The 15,245-nt window shown below is 62.1% G+C and carries 11 protein-coding genes; 3 read left to right on the top strand and 8 right to left on the bottom strand.

What is annotated here, in order from left to right; genetic code table 11:
- Positions 1 to 9 precede the first annotated feature (9 nt).
- From AB4Y71_RS00810 to AB4Y71_RS00800, 3 genes are read left to right on the top strand one after another with little or no spacing between them, the layout of a single operon-like run.
- Complete coding sequence (locus tag AB4Y71_RS00810) at positions 10 to 927, top strand: carbohydrate ABC transporter permease (protein ID WP_049862759.1); 918 nt, start codon at positions 10 to 12, stop codon at positions 925 to 927.
- The gene (locus tag AB4Y71_RS00805; RefSeq protein WP_441717225.1) at positions 924 to 1,799 is read left to right on the top strand and encodes a carbohydrate ABC transporter permease; all 876 of its coding nucleotides are present in this window, start codon (positions 924 to 926) and stop codon (positions 1,797 to 1,799) included. Before AB4Y71_RS00810 ends, AB4Y71_RS00805 begins: the two co-directional genes overlap by 4 nt.
- A complete protein-coding gene (locus AB4Y71_RS00800) occupies positions 1,796 to 4,924 on the top strand; it encodes a glycoside hydrolase family 2 TIM barrel-domain containing protein (RefSeq protein WP_441717224.1) in 3,129 nt (1,042 codons plus the stop codon). The genes AB4Y71_RS00805 and AB4Y71_RS00800 overlap by 4 nt, the downstream gene beginning before the upstream one ends.
- 21 nt (positions 4,925 to 4,945) lie before the next feature.
- On the opposite strand, the gene AB4Y71_RS00795 is transcribed toward AB4Y71_RS00800, so the two are convergent.
- From AB4Y71_RS00795 to AB4Y71_RS00760, 8 genes are all read right to left on the bottom strand, one after another.
- Positions 4,946 to 5,890, bottom strand: coding sequence for an aldose 1-epimerase family protein (locus tag AB4Y71_RS00795; protein ID WP_441717222.1), 945 nt, complete (start codon positions 5,888 to 5,890; stop codon positions 4,946 to 4,948).
- Between the two features lie 95 nt (positions 5,891 to 5,985).
- Positions 5,986 to 7,167, bottom strand: coding sequence for a multiple monosaccharide ABC transporter permease (gene mmsB / locus AB4Y71_RS00790; RefSeq protein WP_417365367.1), 1,182 nt, complete (start codon positions 7,165 to 7,167; stop codon positions 5,986 to 5,988).
- Positions 7,164 to 8,702: a multiple monosaccharide ABC transporter ATP-binding protein gene (mmsA, locus tag AB4Y71_RS00785; protein WP_441717220.1), complete on the bottom strand. Its 1,539-nt coding sequence runs from the start codon at positions 8,700 to 8,702 to the stop codon at positions 7,164 to 7,166. The genes mmsB and mmsA overlap by 4 nt, the downstream gene beginning before the upstream one ends.
- A gap of 88 nt (positions 8,703 to 8,790) precedes the next feature.
- On the bottom strand, positions 8,791 to 9,960 hold the full coding sequence (gene chvE, locus AB4Y71_RS00780; RefSeq protein WP_441717218.1) for a multiple monosaccharide ABC transporter substrate-binding protein: 1,170 nt from the start codon (positions 9,958 to 9,960) through the stop codon (positions 8,791 to 8,793).
- A 175-nt stretch (positions 9,961 to 10,135) separates the two neighbouring features.
- A complete protein-coding gene (gene araA, locus AB4Y71_RS00775) occupies positions 10,136 to 11,647 on the bottom strand; it encodes an L-arabinose isomerase (protein WP_441717216.1) in 1,512 nt (503 codons plus the stop codon).
- 7 nt (positions 11,648 to 11,654) lie between these two features.
- Complete coding sequence (locus AB4Y71_RS00770) at positions 11,655 to 12,371, bottom strand: L-ribulose-5-phosphate 4-epimerase (RefSeq protein ID WP_441717214.1); 717 nt, start codon at positions 12,369 to 12,371, stop codon at positions 11,655 to 11,657.
- A 25-nt stretch (positions 12,372 to 12,396) separates the two neighbouring features.
- Positions 12,397 to 14,010 carry a xylulokinase gene (locus AB4Y71_RS00765; RefSeq protein ID WP_441717734.1) on the bottom strand — a complete coding sequence of 538 codons (1,614 nt, stop codon included), beginning with the start codon at positions 14,008 to 14,010 and terminating at the stop codon, positions 12,397 to 12,399.
- 169 nt (positions 14,011 to 14,179) lie between these two features.
- Positions 14,180 to 15,235, bottom strand: a complete 1,056-nt coding sequence (locus AB4Y71_RS00760) for a LacI family DNA-binding transcriptional regulator (RefSeq protein WP_441717213.1) — start codon at positions 15,233 to 15,235, stop codon at positions 14,180 to 14,182.
- Positions 15,236 to 15,245 lie beyond the last annotated feature (10 nt).

The following is a 15,245-nucleotide window of genomic DNA, read 5'->3' as shown; positions in this document are numbered from 1 at the left end:
ACGCCGACCATCACCCGAGGCACCCGGAGAAAACGTGGTCCCTCACCAAGCAGGTTTGAGCTCGCCCCGTGGCTGTTGCTCGCGCCTTTCCTCGCGCTCTTCACCCTGACTTTCATCTTGCCCATCATTGCAGCCATACAAGCCAGCTTCACCCGTATCACACGGCGCGGATTGTTCGGAGAAGCCGGCGTGCACAGCGAATTCGCTGGATTCGGCAATTACGCGCAAGCCCTGGGAGACGAAGCCTTCGTTGCTTCGATTGGCCGCATGATCGTGTTCGGCATCGTGCAGGTTCCTATCATGATCCTTCTTTGCACGGTCCTGGCTCTGCTGCTTGAGTCGGCGAGCGCCAAATGGCCGGCCTTTTTCCGGGCGGCGTACTTCCTGCCCTACGGCGTGCCGGGGGTCATTGCCACTATCCTCTGGTCATTCCTCTATGTTCCCGGCCTGAGCCCGATCATCGATGCCGCCTCAGCCGTCGGCTTGGAAGTCGATTTCCTCGGGCCACAGAGCATCTTGTGGTCCATCGCCAACATCGTGACATGGAGCTACACGGGCTACAACATGCTGATCGTCATCGCGCAGCTCAAGGCAATTCCCGGCGAGATCTACGAAGCCGCACGCTTGGACGGGGCGGGTCCACTGCGTGTGGCATGGCATATCCAGCTGCCGCTCATCAGCCCGGCACTGGTCTTGACCACGGTCTTCTCCATCATTGGCACCTTGCAGCTTTTCGCCGAAGCGCAAGTTCTCATGAGTGTCGCACCCGCCATCGACAGCCAATACACCCCTAACCTTTCCGCCTACACAACCGCGTTCGCCTACAACGACTACAATGTTGCGGCTGCGCAATCCGTTCTCATTGCCTTGGCCGCATTCGCGCTCTCATTCGCCTTCCTGCGCCTGACCAATAGGAAGTCCTCATGACTCTGATCCGCCGCCAGTCCTTCGAAAAGCCCGCCTCTTCAAAACCAGCGGCTCTGATTGTCACGGCCTTGCTGACCATAGCCGCATTGTATTTCCTGGTCCCGGTCTACTGGGTCGTCGTTGCAGCAACGAAATCGACCCAGGACTTGTTCAGCACAAATGGTTTCCTCCTCTCCGGTGACTTCGTCCTATGGAAAAATCTGGGCCAGGTTCTGGCCTATGACGGCGGAATTTTCCTGCGCTGGTTCATGAACTCGTTGCTATACGCGGGGGCAGGGGCGCTGATTGCCGCTTACCTTGCTGCAGCTGGCGGATACGCCCTGGCCAAGTACCGTTTCCGCGGAAGCAATCTGGTCTTCGGTGTGGTCTTGGGAGGCGTTCTCGTGCCTGGAACCGCAACCGCCTTGCCCCTATTCCTGTTGTTCAGCGAAATGGGGCTGTCCAATACCTATTGGAGTGTCCTGCTGCCATCATTGGTGTCCCCGTTCGGCCTGTTCCTCTGCCGCGTTTACGCTTCCAGCACCGTGGATAGCGCGTTACTCGAAGCCGCGCGCCTGGATGGCGCAAGCGAACTGCGGATCTTCCACACGATAGGACTCAGAATCCTGTCCCCTGCTCTGGTGACGGTATTCCTGTTCCAGCTTGTCGGAATCTGGAATAACTATTTCCTTCCCCTGGTGATGCTGTCCGATTCGGATCTCTATCCAATTACCCTGGGCCTGAACACCTGGCTGGGACAGGTTGACCGCCTGCCAGAATTCTACGAGCTGACCACCGGCGGCGTCTTGCTGTCCACTATTCCCTTGGCCATTGCCATGATCGTCCTGCAGCGCTTCTGGCGCGGGGGCCTGACCGAAGGATCCGTTAAATGACTTCCCCAACAGCCTATCTGGCCGATACCGCCCCGGGCGGAGGCCGGCGCCTGCCGGCAACGTCCTGGACCCACAGTGATGCCCCTGAACTGAGCCTCGATGGACAGTGGAAGTTCCGCTGGCTCCCTGGCGTACCGGGCACGCCCGGAGGGCGCGGACTGCTGCCGGCAGGCGAGCTTCCCGAGTCCATGGCAGATGCTGGCTATGACGACTCGAGCTGGGACAGCATCGCAGTCCCTGGGCACTGGGTATTGCAGGCCGATGGCGCCTACGGACGCCCTTCGTACACGAACGTCCAATTTCCCTTCCCTTGCGACCCGCCCTATCCACCGGATGAGAATCCTACCGGCGACTACCGGCGGACCTTCGAAGTGCCCCAGAGCTGGACTTCCGGAATGGAGCGGCTGGTGCTGCGCTTCGACGGCGTTGAATCCCGGTACAAGGTATGGGTCAATGGGCAAATGATTGGCTGGGGTACCGGTAGCCGCCTTGCCCAGGAATTCGATGTGAGCTCGGCCGTAGCCGCCGGTGAAAATACAATCGTTGTCCGCGTGCACCAATTCTCCGCTTCGAGCTACGTCGAGGACCAGGACCAGTGGTGGCTCCCGGGAATTTTCCGATCGGTAACGCTCAAGGCCCGTCCGCACGGCAGCATTGACGACCTCTGGATAAAAACCGGCTATTCCTCCGGTACCGGAATCATTACACCGGAAATCATGGCCGCTGACGATGCGTTCCCGCTACGTTTCGTTGTTCCCGAACTGGAAATCGACGAAGTGTGGCAAAGCCGCGAGGATATCCGAGAGGTGGAAGTGCCCGCCGTTTCCCCATGGAGCGCTGAGCGGCCAAAACTCTATGGAGCAACCGTTTCCAGCACTGGCGAGACCATCAGCCTGCGGCTAGGTTTCCGCACGGTAAGAATTGCAGGCGACCAGTTCCTGGTCAACGATCGCAAAGTGGTCTTCAACGGGGTGAACAGGCATGAAACCCACCCGCTCCTCGGCCGGGCGTTCGATGAGCAATTCGCACGAGAAGACCTGATGCTAATGAAGCGCTTCAATGTCAACGCCATTCGCACCAGCCACTATCCGCCGCATCCGCGGCTCCTGGACTTGGCCGACGAGCTCGGTTTCTGGGTCATACTCGAAAACGATCTGGAAACCCACGGATTTGAACGTCACGGCTGGCAGGGCAATCCCAGTGACGACCCGGCCTGGCGAAGTGCCTATCTTGATCGGATGGAGCGGACTTTCGAACGGGACAAGAACCATCCCTCAATCATCATGTGGTCGCTTGGCAACGAGTCCGGCACCGGGGCCAACCTTGCCGCGATGTCCGCATGGATCCATGCGCGGGATAGCAGCCGCCCGGTGCATTATGAAGGCGACTACACCGGAGAATACACCGATGTGTATTCGCGAATGTACGCTTCGTTCCCCGAAGTGCAGACAATTGGAGAGGACCGGATGACCGCTCCGCTGCTGGGATGCACCACCGCAGAGGCCGCGCGCCAGCGGACCAGGCCCTTCCTGTTGTGCGAGTATGCGCACGCCATGGGCAATGGGCCCGGAGGATTGCAACGGTATGCGGATCTGGTGGACCGCTATCCCCGGTTGCATGGAGGCTTCGTCTGGGAATGGCGTGACCACGGGCTGCAGGCCAGCACACCGGATGGCAAGAGCTTCTATGCTTACGGCGGCGATTTCGGCGAGGAGCTCCACGATGGCACCTTCGTCATGGACGGACTGGTCCTCTCCGATTCCACTGCCTCACCGGGGCTCCATGAGTTCAAGCATGTAGTCGCCCCGATCAAGTTCTCCCTGTCCTCCGTGGACGGACACCGGGTGCGCTTGGGCATCCGGAATGACCGCCACAGTGCCGACAGCGGCGACCTCGCATTCAGCTGGCGCTTGGAAGCGGCCGGGCATCCGGTCACTAGTGCAGAATTCTTGGTATCCGGCTCTGACGACGCGCTGGAAGCTGGCGAAACTGCCACGGTTGAACTCGCCTTGCCGTACCCCCTGCCCGCAGGTGAAAACTGGTTAACCGTGGAGGCGCGGCTGGCCGAGGATGCAGCGTGGGCGGCCGCGGGCCATGAGGTGGCCAGCGCCCAATGGCCGATAGCTGCTCCATCCACCGCAATGCCGGGGCCGCGACCCGCACGGTTGCCCTCTTCGGCTGATGCGGGCGGAGCATCGATCCCTCTGGACAATGGCCGGATGCAGCTTGGTGCCGCAGTTTTCGCCGAGGGCAAGCTCATGGAGTTGGCCGGGCAGCCGGTGCATGGGCCGCGGCTGGAGTTGTTCCGCGCACCCACCGACAATGACCGTGGCGCACACTTCGGCAGCTATAACCATTCTGATCCCTGGCAGGAAGATGAGCACGGAGTCCCGGGCAATGGAGAACCCGGTCCGTCAAATGCGGACCTCTGGACGGCGGCCGGATTGGACCGGCTGAAGGCGCGGGTGCTCAGTGTCGCTACCGGTCCGGGTCGCGTGCAGGTGGCGACCAGGTATTCAGCAGCGGACCAGGCCTGCTCCATCCGGGTCGACGAGCAATGGAGCCTGGACGAGTCCGGCCTGTGGCTTCGCATCGATATGGTTCCAAGCCGAGGCTGGACATCGGTGTGGCCCCGATTCGGCGTGCGTTTCCAACTGGGCAAGGAGGTCGATTCGGCATCCTGGTACGGCTTGGGCCCGCACGAATCCTACCCGGACAGCCGTCTGGCGGCACGAGTAGGCCGCTACAGTGCAAGCATTGACGATTTGCCGGTCGAATACGCACGTCCGCAGGAAACAGGGCACCGCAGCGATTTGCGCGAATTGGAGCTCGGCGTGGGCGGTGCGCCGTGGCTGCGCATCGAGGCCTGGCCCGACGGATTGGACCGCCGCCCCGGTTTCACGTTCAGCCGCCACACGGCACAGCAGCTTGCCGGCGCTGCCCATCCGCACGAGCTGCCGGAACCAACCAACTCCTGGCTGTACCTGGATGCGGCTCAGCATGGCGTAGGTTCCCGGGCCTGTGGTCCCGATGTCTGGCCGGAAGACGCGCTGCGCCCCGAGGCGCGCTCCTTGCTCCTGCGGATCACCGGATTGACAGGGAACGAAACCTCGCGGAGCGGGTAGCGCCGCGAACTTCCCTGCCGCTCATCGCGGCTGGACCGGGCCAATCAGCCAGCTGGCTTCATGGCTGGCGCCCGGGGCCAGCGCGATGACGTCCTGGCCGGAGTTGAAGCCGCCGGGCGGGCAGGTCATCGGCTCGATGGCCAGCCCGGTGCGGTCAAGCGCCGGGTCATCGCGGTCTGCCGTGTGGATCTGGACCCACGGGCAGGCTTCGTCCCAGGTGATCTGCGACCCGAGGCCCTTGGCGTCGGTGATCGACGCGCTGAACAAGCCGTCCGCGCCGGCGGCCAACCCGGTGTAGGCATGATCGATGAAGAGGTCCCCGATCGGCTTCGGGGTGCGGAAATCCAGCTCGGTGCCGGACACCTCCACCACTTCCTTCGGCAGCAGGCGCGCGCCGTCGGTGAGCTGCACCTTGCCGGCTGGCAGGGTGAATTCCCATTCATCCGCCTTCGTGCCCGGTGCGACCAGGTAGGCGTGCGAACCCCAGCCGAAGGGCGCGGTGCCCTCCCCGAGGTTGGTGGCGGTGGCGAAGGTGCGCAGCCCGCCGGCCTCCAGCCGGTATTCGACCACCAGCTGCACCCGGTAGGGGTAGCCGGCGCTCGGTTCGATCACGGTGCGCAGCTGCGCGAAATCCGCGCGATGCTCGGCGATCTCGAAGGCGGTATCGATCACCAGGCCGTGCAGCGCGTGGCCGCGTTCGGGCTCGGTGATCTCAAGCTGCTGGTCCTGGCCCCGCCAGGAGTAGGCCCCGTCGATCACGCGGTTGGGCCAGGGTGCCAGGATGGCGCCGGAAAAGACCGGCCGCGGGCTGCGCGGGTCGAACGCACGCACCAGCGGGCGCGAGTTGTATTCCAGGGAAACCACGGTGGCGCCGTTGGCAGCCACTTGCGCGGTGAAGCCGTTGGCTGCCAGCGTGGCCACCTGTCCATTGGCGGTGTCCTGCAGGGGCAGTGCGGAGCGGGTCATCTGTTCATCCTTCTGGCGGGGCCGTCAAAATCCATCGGGCACGCACAGGCCCTCCCGCAATTGCGTGCGAGAGGGCCCATGGCGCTAATCAAATGCTAGTTGCCCGCACCTGCGCGGCGCTTGTTGTAGATGTCGAAGGCTACTGCCAGCAGCAGCACCACGCCCTTGACGATCTGCTGGGTGGAGGCTCCCACGCCCATCAGCTGCATGCCATTGGACAGCACTGCCATCACCAGGCCACCGACGATAGCGCCGGTAACACGTCCGACACCGCCGGTGGTCGAGGCGCCGCCGATGAAACAGGCCGCGATGGCGTCGAGCTCGAACATGTTACCCGCACCTGGCTGCGCGCCGTTGGAACGCGAGGAGAAGACCACGCCGGCCACGCCGGAGAGCAGGCCCATGTTGATGAAGATCCACATGTTGATGCGCTTCACGTTCACGCCTGAGAGCTTGGCTGCCGACAGGTTGCCGCCGATGGCGTAGACGTGGCGGCCGAAGACGGTCTTGGTGGTCAGCACGTGGTAGCCCAGGATCAGGGCGGCCAGGATGATCAGCACGATCGGCATGCCGCGGCTGGTGGCGATCTGCCAGAAGAACCAGAGGATGATGATGCCCGTGATGATGTTCTTGGCCAGGAACATGGCCATGGATTCAACGCTCTGGCCGTACTTCGCGCGGCCGGCGCGGTTGCGCCACTGCGAGACGATCAGGCCGGCTACGGCGATCACGCCGATGATCACGGTGAACAGGTCAAAACCGTTGCCGCCCAGCAACCCGTTGAGGAAACCGCCGGCAATCTGGCCGTATTCGCCAGGGAATGGCGAGAGCGAAACGTTGCTGAGCACTTCATAGGTCAGACCGCGGAAGAGCAGCATGCCGGCCAGAGTCACGATGAACGCGGGGATCCCGACGTACGCCACCCAGAAGCCCTGCCACACACCGCACAATGCGCCGGTGGCGATGCCGGCAAGCATGCCGACCCACCAAGGCATGTCGCCCTTGATCACCAGTACCGCGGAGACCGCACCGGTCAGTGCCACCAGCGAGCCCACGGACAAGTCGATATGCCCGGCGACGATCACGATGATCATGCCCAGGGCCAGGATCAGCACGTAGGAGTACTGCAAGATGATGTTGGTGATGTTGATCGGGCTGAGCAGCAACCCGTTGGTCAGGATGGTGAACAGCACCACGATGAGCACGAAGGCAATGTAGATGCCAGAGGTGCGCAGGTTCTTGGTGAAGATATCCTTCAGCTCGTTTGTGATGGTCATCGGGTGCTTTCCTTCTCGATGGTCATGAGTTCCATGAGGCGTTCCTGGGTGGCTTCACTGCTTGGCAGCTGGCCGGTCATCCGACCGTAGGCCAGGGTGTAGATGCGATCGCAAATACCCAGCAGTTCGGGTAGTTCTGAGGAGATCACCAGGACCGCTTTGCCGGCCGCGGCCAGCTCATTGATGATGGTGTAGATTTCGTATTTGGCGCCGACGTCGATGCCGCGGGTGGGCTCGTCGAGGATCAGCAGCTCCGGAGCGGTGTGCAGCCATTTGCCCAGCACGACCTTCTGCTGGTTGCCGCCCGAGAGGTTTCCGACCTTCGCCATCACATTCGGGGTCTTGATGCGCATGGACTTGCGGTAGTGCTCGGCAATCTGGATTTCCTTGTTGCCGTCCACGAAGCCCTTGGAGGAGATCTTGTCCAGGCCGGCCGCCGTGGTGTTCACGCGGATGTCCTCGATCAGATTCAGGCCGAACTTCTTGCGGTCCTCGGAGACGTAGGCGATGCCGGCGGCAATGGCCTTGCCCACCGTGGAGGTATCCACTGGCTTGCCGTCCATCTTGACGGTGCCGGTGATATTCCGGCCGTAGCTGTGCCCGAACACGCTCATCGCCAGTTCGGTGCGTCCAGCGCCCATCAACCCTGCGATGCCAACGATTTCGCCTGCACGGACGGTGAGGCTGGCGTTGTCCACCACGGTGCGCTCTTGCTGCACCGGGTGCTGGACCGACCAGTTTTCGACCTCGAAGACCACGTCGCCGATATCCGGTTCGCGTGCCGGGTAGCGGGCGGAGAGTTCGCGGCCCACCATGCCGCGGATGATGCGGTTCTGGTTGGAGGCCGGATCTGCCATATCCAGGGCTTCGATGGACTGGCCATCGCGGATGATCGTGGTGGTGTTGGCGATATCCTCGATTTCACCGAGCTTGTGCGAAATGATGATCGAGGTGATGCCCTGTTCGCGCAGTTCGCGCAGCAGGTTCAGCAGGTGCTCGGAGTCATCATCGTTCAGCGCCGCGGTTGGCTCGTCAAGGATCAGCAGCTTCACGTTCTTGCTCAGTGCCTTGGCGATTTCCACCAGCTGCTGCTTGCCCACGCCCAGCTGTCCTACCGGGGTGATCGGCAGTTCGTCCAGGCCCACACGGGCCAGCAGCTGCGCGGCACGGTGGTTGGTGCTGTTCCAATCAATGAAGCCACCGCGTGCGGTTTTATTGCCAAGGAAAATGTTCTCGGCCACCGACAGGTAGGGCACCAAGGCCAGTTCCTGGTGGATGATCACGATGCCTTGGGCTTCGGAATCCTTGATGCTCGAGGCCTTGAGTTCTTCGGCCTCGAAAATGATCTTGCCCTCGTAGCTGCCGTGCGGGTAGACCCCGGAGAGCACCTTCATGAGGGTGGATTTGCCGGCGCCGTTTTCGCCGCAGATCGCGTGGATTTCGCCCTGCCGGACCGAAAGGCTGACGCCGTCCAGCGCCTTGACCCCGGGGAAAGTCTTGGTGATGTCCTGCATGTGCAGGATCGTGGTGTCCATAGTGCAGACGTCCTTGGTGTTTGCTTGAGCTGGGCATCAAGCCGGCGGGAGCGAAAATGCGCCCCCGCCGGCTTGATAGCGGCCTGGACTACTTGGTCTGGCCGGCCTTGACTTCCTCGGCGGTGTAGTAGCCGGAGTCCACCAGCAGCGAGGTGATGTTGTCCTTGACTACGATGTCCGAGTCCAGCAGGTAGGAAGGAACAACCTTCTTGCCGTTGTCGTAGGTCTCGGTGTCGTTGGCTTCCGGCTCGCCGCCGCCGGCGTAGGCCTTCACGGCCTCTACTGCCTGGGTGGCCAGCTTGCGGGTGTCCTTGAAGATGGTTGCGTACTGCACGCCATCGTCGATCAGCTTCACCGAAGCGATTTCTGCGTCCTGGCCGGAGATGATCGGCAGGCCATCTTCGATGGACTTGCCGTAGCCGGCGTTGGACAGTGCGGTGATGATGCCGCGCGAGATGCCGTCGAATGGCGAGAGGATGCCGTCGATCTGGGTCTTGCCGCCCTTGTAGTGGGCGGTGATCAGGTCTTCCATGCGCGACTGGGCTTCTTCCTGGCTCCAGCGCAGGGTGGCTGCCTGCTCGATCTTGGTCTGGCCGGACTTGACCGTCAGGGTGCCGTCGTCCAGGAATGGCTTCAGGGTATCCATGGCGCCCTTCCAGAAGAAGTGCGCGTTGTTGTCGTCGATCGAACCGGCGAACAGCTCGATGTTGAACTTGCCCTTCTTGTCGGTGCGCTTGCCCTCTTCGTCAGCCAGGCCCATGCCGGTCAGCAGCGAGGTAGCCTGCTGCACGCCGACGTTGTAGTTATCGAACGTGACATAGAAGTCGACGTTCTCGGTGCCGTTGATCAAGCGGTCGTAGGAGATGATGGGGATGCCCTGGTCCGCTGCGGCCTGCAGCTGGGTGGACAGTGCGGTGCCATCGATGGAGGCGACTACCAGGATGTCATCACCCTTGGTAATCATCTGGTCGATCTGCTGCTGCTGGGTTGGGATGTCGTCATTGGCGAACTGCAGGTCGACTTCGAAGCCAGCTTCTTCCAGCTGGGACTTGACGGCTTCGCCGTCAGCGATCCAACGCTCCGAAGTTTCGGTTGGCATAGCCACACCGACCTGGATGTCCTCTGGGGCAGTCGACTCTTCGCCGCCAGCACCTGCTCCACCGCCGGCGCCACCGCCGCTGCAAGCCGCCAATGCGCCAACCAGCGCCAGTGATCCTACCGTTGCCGCAGCTTTGCGGGTCCAGTTATTCCATGCCATCTTTTCCTCCTTGAAAGGTTGCCATATCTGATAATGAGACTAGGCTCACACCATGTTAGCGCTAACACAGTGATTTGAGCCACCCCAAATGTAAATAAATTAAGATTCCTTACTCATTGGTTATGCACACGCATTGCAGCACGTGCATATCCATGGGAAAGGGCCTTGTGAGCTGCTAGAAACCCTGAGCCAAGCGATAGTAGCTCTGGTTCACGCGAATCTGTTGCGCGAAGTTCCGGCGGGTGGTTTCCTCATCGATGACCAGCAGCTCGGTGCCCGCGATTTCAGCGAACACCTCGAATGCCTCCAGCCCTGCGGCGGTGGACATCACGGTGTGGTGCGCGCCGCCGGCGGCCAGCCAGGACTCGGACGAAGTGTTGAAGTCCGGACGCGGGCTCCACACGGCACGGGCTACCGGAAGGTTGGGAAGGTCTGCCGGCGGGGTGACCACGTCGACGACATTTGCGGTCAAGCGGAAACGCTCGCGCATATCAGCCATGGAGACCACGACCGCACCTTCGGTGGCGTCGGCATTGAAGACCATGCGTACTGGATCCTCGCGGCCTCCAATGCCCAGCGGGTGGATTTCCACGCGCGGCTTGGAGGTGGTTAGCGACGGGCAGATCTCCAGCATGTGGGCGCCGAGAATCAGTTCCTTGCCCGGGGTCAGGTCGTATGTGTAATCCTCCATCAGCGAGGCGCCGCCGGGCAGGCCTTCGCCCATGACCTTGGCCGCACGCACCAGCACCGCGGTCTTCCAGTCACCCTCGGCACCGAAGCCGTAGCCCTTGCCCATCAGGCGCTGCACGGCCAGGCCTGGCAGCTGCTTCAACCCGCCCAGATCTTCGAAGTTGGTGGTGAAGGCCTTGGCGTGCGCTGCGCCCAGGAAGGTCTCCAAAGCGATTTCCTGGCGCGCGGCGTAGCGCAACGACTCATGGCGGGCACCGGAAGCGCGCAGTTCTTCGACAACGTCGTATTCACGCTCGTATTCGGCGACCAGTGCGTCGACCTCGGTTTCGGACACGGCTTCTACGGCTTCGACCAGGTCGTTGACCGCCCAGGTGTTCACCGAAACGCCGAAGCGGATTTCGGCTTCGGTCTTATCTCCCTCGGTGACTGCGACATTGCGCATGTTGTCGCCGAAGCGGACCAGATTCAGGTTCTGCACGGCGTGGAAACCGGCAGCGCCGCGGATCCAGGTGCCTATGCGCTTGGCAACGGCAGGGTTGGACACGTGCCCCACCACGGTGGTGCGCGCAGCGCCCAGGCGGGTAGCCAGGTAAGCGTATTCGCGGTCGCCGTGCGCGGCCTGGTTCAGGTTCATGAAGTCGAAGTCGATTGAGTCCCATGGCAGTTCGACGTTCGCCTGAGTGTGCAGGTGCAGCAGCGGCTTGGTCAGGGCCTTGAGGCCGTTGATCCACATCTTGGCCGGGCTGAAGGTGTGCATCCAGGTGATGACACCCAGCACGTTCTCATCCGAGTTGGCCGCCAGCATGGCGCGGCGGATCGACTCGGAGTCCTTGAGCACTGGCTTCCAGATGATCTTTGCCGGAACCTGCTCCGAAGCGTCCAGTGCTCGGGCCACCTCGGTGGATTGCTCGGCAACCTGGCGCAGGGTTTCTTCGCCGTACAGGTCCTGGCTTCCGGTGAAGAACCAGATTTCTTTGTCGTTATATGCCTTGGCCATGATGTCCTTACTGTCCGTAAACGTTCTGGTAGCGCTCGTAGAGCGAGTCGATATGCTGCTGGTCGATGGCCGCTGGGTCTCCCAGCTGGCGCGAGATGTGCACGGTGCGCGCTACTTCCTCGCACATCACTGCGGCCTTGACCGCGGCCTTGGCATCCTTGCCGATGGTGAATGGCCCGTGATTGCGCATCAGCACCGCAGGGCTGCGCGATTCGCTCAAGGTAGAGACGATGCCGCGTCCAATGGAGTCATCGCCGATGATCGCAAACGGGCCAACCGGGATCGGGCCGCCGAATTCATCGGCCATCATGGTCAGCACGCAAGGAATTTCTTCGCCGCGGGCCGCCCAGGCGGTGGCGTAGGTGGAGTGGGTATGCACCACGCCGCCGACTTCTGGCATGTGCTCGTAGGTGTAGGCGTGGGCCGCGGTATCCGAGGAAGGTGCACGGGTGCCATCCAGGAGCTTGCCGTCCAAGGTGCAGACCACCATGGACTGTGCGGTTAGCTCGTCGTAGGCGACGCCCGATGGCTTGATCACGAACAGATCCGCGCTGCCGTCGGTGATTTCCGGGTGGCGTACGCGCTGGGAGACGTTGCCAGCGGTCCAGACCACCAGCTCGTAGCGCGGCAATTCGGCGTGCAGGTCGGCGACGATCTGGCGGACCTTGGACACCTCGTCCTGCATCGACTGCGGGTAATCCGCCAGGGACTTGAGCTCACTCATGGTTTCTTGGCTTTCTTCTCGAAAATTACAAGGCTGCGATGGCTGCGCGCTGAATGGCCAAACCGGATTCATAGTTCGCCAGCCAGGCGCTGTAGCCGGCAACATCCTCCGGCAGTGGCGATGCCTCCTGGGTTTTGGCCGACGCGAAGACCTGTCCGTTGAGGAAGGCATCCAGGCTGGTGTCCGGGTTGGATTCCAGGTACTTCCGGAAGCTGGCAAGCACCGCAATTCCCCACGGACCACCGTGGCCGGCGGTTTGCGAAACGCTCACCGGGGTATCCAGTGCTGCGGCGAGGAAACGCTGGGCCACACCGGCAGTACGGAATATGCCGCCATGGGCATGCATCTTTTCCGCCCTCACGCCTTCGGCAGCCAGCACCTTCATGCCCAGGCTCAGGGTGGCGAACATGCCGTAGACCTGTGCGCGCATCAGGTTGGCCAGGTTCAGCGAGGAATCCGGGGTGCGGATGATCAACGGGCGCCCCTGCTCCAAGCCGGTGACCGGCTCTCCGGAAAGGTTGTTGTAGGCCAGCAGCCCGGCGCCATCGGCCGCGCCTTCCAATGCGGAGCCGAGCAAGGCCCCGAAGACCTCATCGCTGGAGGCGGTAGCGCCCAAAGCACGGGCGAAGTCGCCGAACACCCCGGCCCAAACACCGATTTCGCTTGCTCCGTTGTTGCAGTGGACCATGGCAACGCTATCGCCTGCCGGGGTGGTCACCACATCGATTTCGTGGTGCAAGCCTGCCAGGGGCTGATCGAGCACCAGCATGGCGAAGATCGAGGTTCCTGCCGAGACGTTGCCGGTGCGCACGGCCACCGAGTTGGTGGCCACCATGCCGGTTCCGGCATCGCCCTCTGGCGGGCAGAAGGGCACTCCTGCTTGCAAGGTTCCGGTGGGATCCAGCAGCCGGGCACCTGATTCGCTGAGCTTGCCGGCCGCAGCGCCAGCTGGCAGCACGGCAGGAAGCAGTTCCTCCAAGGAACGCCGGGCTGGGTAGGAAGCAGCTAGTTGCGCGAAGGTTTCAAGCATTGCGGCATCGTAATTGCCGGTGGCAGTGTCGATCGGGAACATGCCCGAGGCATCGCCTACACCCAGCACCTTTTCGCCGGTGAGCTGTTCATGGACGTACCCGGCCAGGGTGGTCAGGTGCGCAACCTTGGCCGCATGCGCTTCACGGTCCAGCATGGCTTGGAAGTAGTGGGCCACCGACCAGCGCAGCGGAATATTGAACCCGAAGGCTTCGGTGAGCTTCGCGGCGGCGGCCGAGGTGTTGGTGTTGCGCCACGTGCGGAAAGGCACCAGCAGTTCACCGGATTCATCGAAGGCCATGTAGCCGTGCATCATGGCCGAGATGCCAACCGAGGCGAAGCTGGTGGGGGTTACGCCGTAGCGCTGGCGGCAGTCGGCAAGCAGGGCTGCGAAGCAGTCCTGCAGGCCGGCGTGGATGGACTCGATCGAGTAGGTCCACAGCTGGTCGGAGAACTGGTTCTCCCACTGATGGCTGCCGCTGGAGAGTTGCTGGAAGTCCGGGCCAATCAGGCTGGCCTTGATGTTGGTCGATCCCAATTCGATGCCAAGGACGGCGTTTCCTTCAGCAATCAACTGGGCCGCGGGTGCAGTCGGGTGCACGTTCTCCATGGATTCTCCGTCCTGAAGCCCGCCTGTTGCGGACTGCGTCTTTGCATTGCCAGCGATCGCCAAGGGCTTCACCACGATTAGCTGGCTGAACTTCGACTCAATGTTAGCGCTAACAAAATGCGATGTGCAACACCCATGCCATTGCCCCACGGCACAGTGGAGTTTTTATCTACTCCAGCGCGGCAGTGCTGTCCCGAACCACCAGCACAGGGACGATGACCTTTGGCAGAGTATGGCCAGGTTTGCCCTCAAGCAATTCAGCCAGGGCGGTCCGGCCAATTTCCTGGAAGGGCTGGCGCACTGTTGAGAGCGTTGGAATCAAGTACTCAGCAACCTGCAAGTCATCAAAGCCAATGACCGACACATCCTGCGGAATCTTCAATCCCGCCTCCCAGAAGGCGCGCATCAGACCGATGGCAAGGTAGTCATTAGCGGCAAAGACCGCAGTAACTTCGCCCGAACGCACGTGCTCGACCAGGCGCTTTCCGGCTTCGTAGCCTCCTGGCGACATCCACGAACCACCTGGCACCTCCAGTGGAGAGTCATCGAAGTGGGCCATGGCCTCTAACCAGCCCACCTTGCGTTCGGCGGCGTCGAACCAGCCGGTGGGACCCGAAACATGGGCGATCTTCCGGTGCCCCAGCTCCAACAGGTGGTTTACCGCCTGATGCGCGCCGGCACGCTGATCAACATAGACATAATGCGCCGGGTCATCAGCGGGAACATCGGTGCGGGCAGCAACAACCACCACCGGAATCTTCAAGGCCGCAGCATCCAAGGCGTCTGTGACCTCGTTGAAGGGAGCGACCACGACCACACCGTCAACGCCTTGGTCAATCAAATGGCTCAGGGCTTTGGCGGAGGAATGAACGTCATAATCTTCCATCGCGGTTACCGTTACGAAATAGCCCTCGGCCCGGGCCGCCGCCTCGACACCGAGCACCGTGGATTGCGGTCCGAAGAACTCGCTGCCGATAGTCAGGATGCCGATAGTGCTTGATGACGCTGTGGCCAGTTCGCGTGCGGCTCGATTGCGCCGGTATCCGAGTTGGCGGATCGCGTCCATCACCTGTTCACGGGTTCGGGCCCTGACATTTGGATGGTCATTGAGCACGCGGGAGACCGTCTGATGGGACACCCCTGCCATGACCGCCACGTCTGCCATCGACGGTGGTCGGTTTCCTCGGCGCCCTTCACCGGGCTGAGCAATGTTCACAACCGTCATTATTGCAAAC

It is taken from the genome of Glutamicibacter sp. MCAF14 (genome assembly GCF_052114325.1).
Lineage (GTDB): Bacteria > Actinomycetota > Actinomycetes > Actinomycetales > Micrococcaceae > Glutamicibacter > Glutamicibacter arilaitensis.
The sequence above is the reverse complement of the archived record's forward strand: the minus strand, read 5'-3'. Positions and strand labels throughout refer to the sequence as shown.

Coding starts and splice junctions, on each gene's coding strand:
- AB4Y71_RS00760 (WP_441717213.1), bottom strand. CDS start 15,235: ATGACGGTTGTGAACATTGCTCAGCCCGGTGAAGGGCGCCGAGGAAAC.
- chvE (WP_441717218.1), bottom strand. CDS start 9,960: ATGGCATGGAATAACTGGACCCGCAAAGCTGCGGCAACGGTAGGATCA.
- mmsB (WP_417365367.1), bottom strand. CDS start 7,167: ATGACCATCACAAACGAGCTGAAGGATATCTTCACCAAGAACCTGCGC.
- AB4Y71_RS00770 (WP_441717214.1), bottom strand. CDS start 12,371: ATGAGTGAGCTCAAGTCCCTGGCGGATTACCCGCAGTCGATGCAGGAC.
- araA (WP_441717216.1), bottom strand. CDS start 11,647: ATGGCCAAGGCATATAACGACAAAGAAATCTGGTTCTTCACCGGAAGC.
- AB4Y71_RS00800 (WP_441717224.1), top strand. CDS start 1,796: ATGACTTCCCCAACAGCCTATCTGGCCGATACCGCCCCGGGCGGAGGC.
- AB4Y71_RS00805 (WP_441717225.1), top strand. CDS start 924: ATGACTCTGATCCGCCGCCAGTCCTTCGAAAAGCCCGCCTCTTCAAAA.
- mmsA (WP_441717220.1), bottom strand. CDS start 8,702: ATGGACACCACGATCCTGCACATGCAGGACATCACCAAGACTTTCCCC.
- AB4Y71_RS00795 (WP_441717222.1), bottom strand. CDS start 5,890: ATGACCCGCTCCGCACTGCCCCTGCAGGACACCGCCAATGGACAGGTG.
- AB4Y71_RS00765 (WP_441717734.1), bottom strand. CDS start 14,010: ATGGAGAACGTGCACCCGACTGCACCCGCGGCCCAGTTGATTGCTGAA.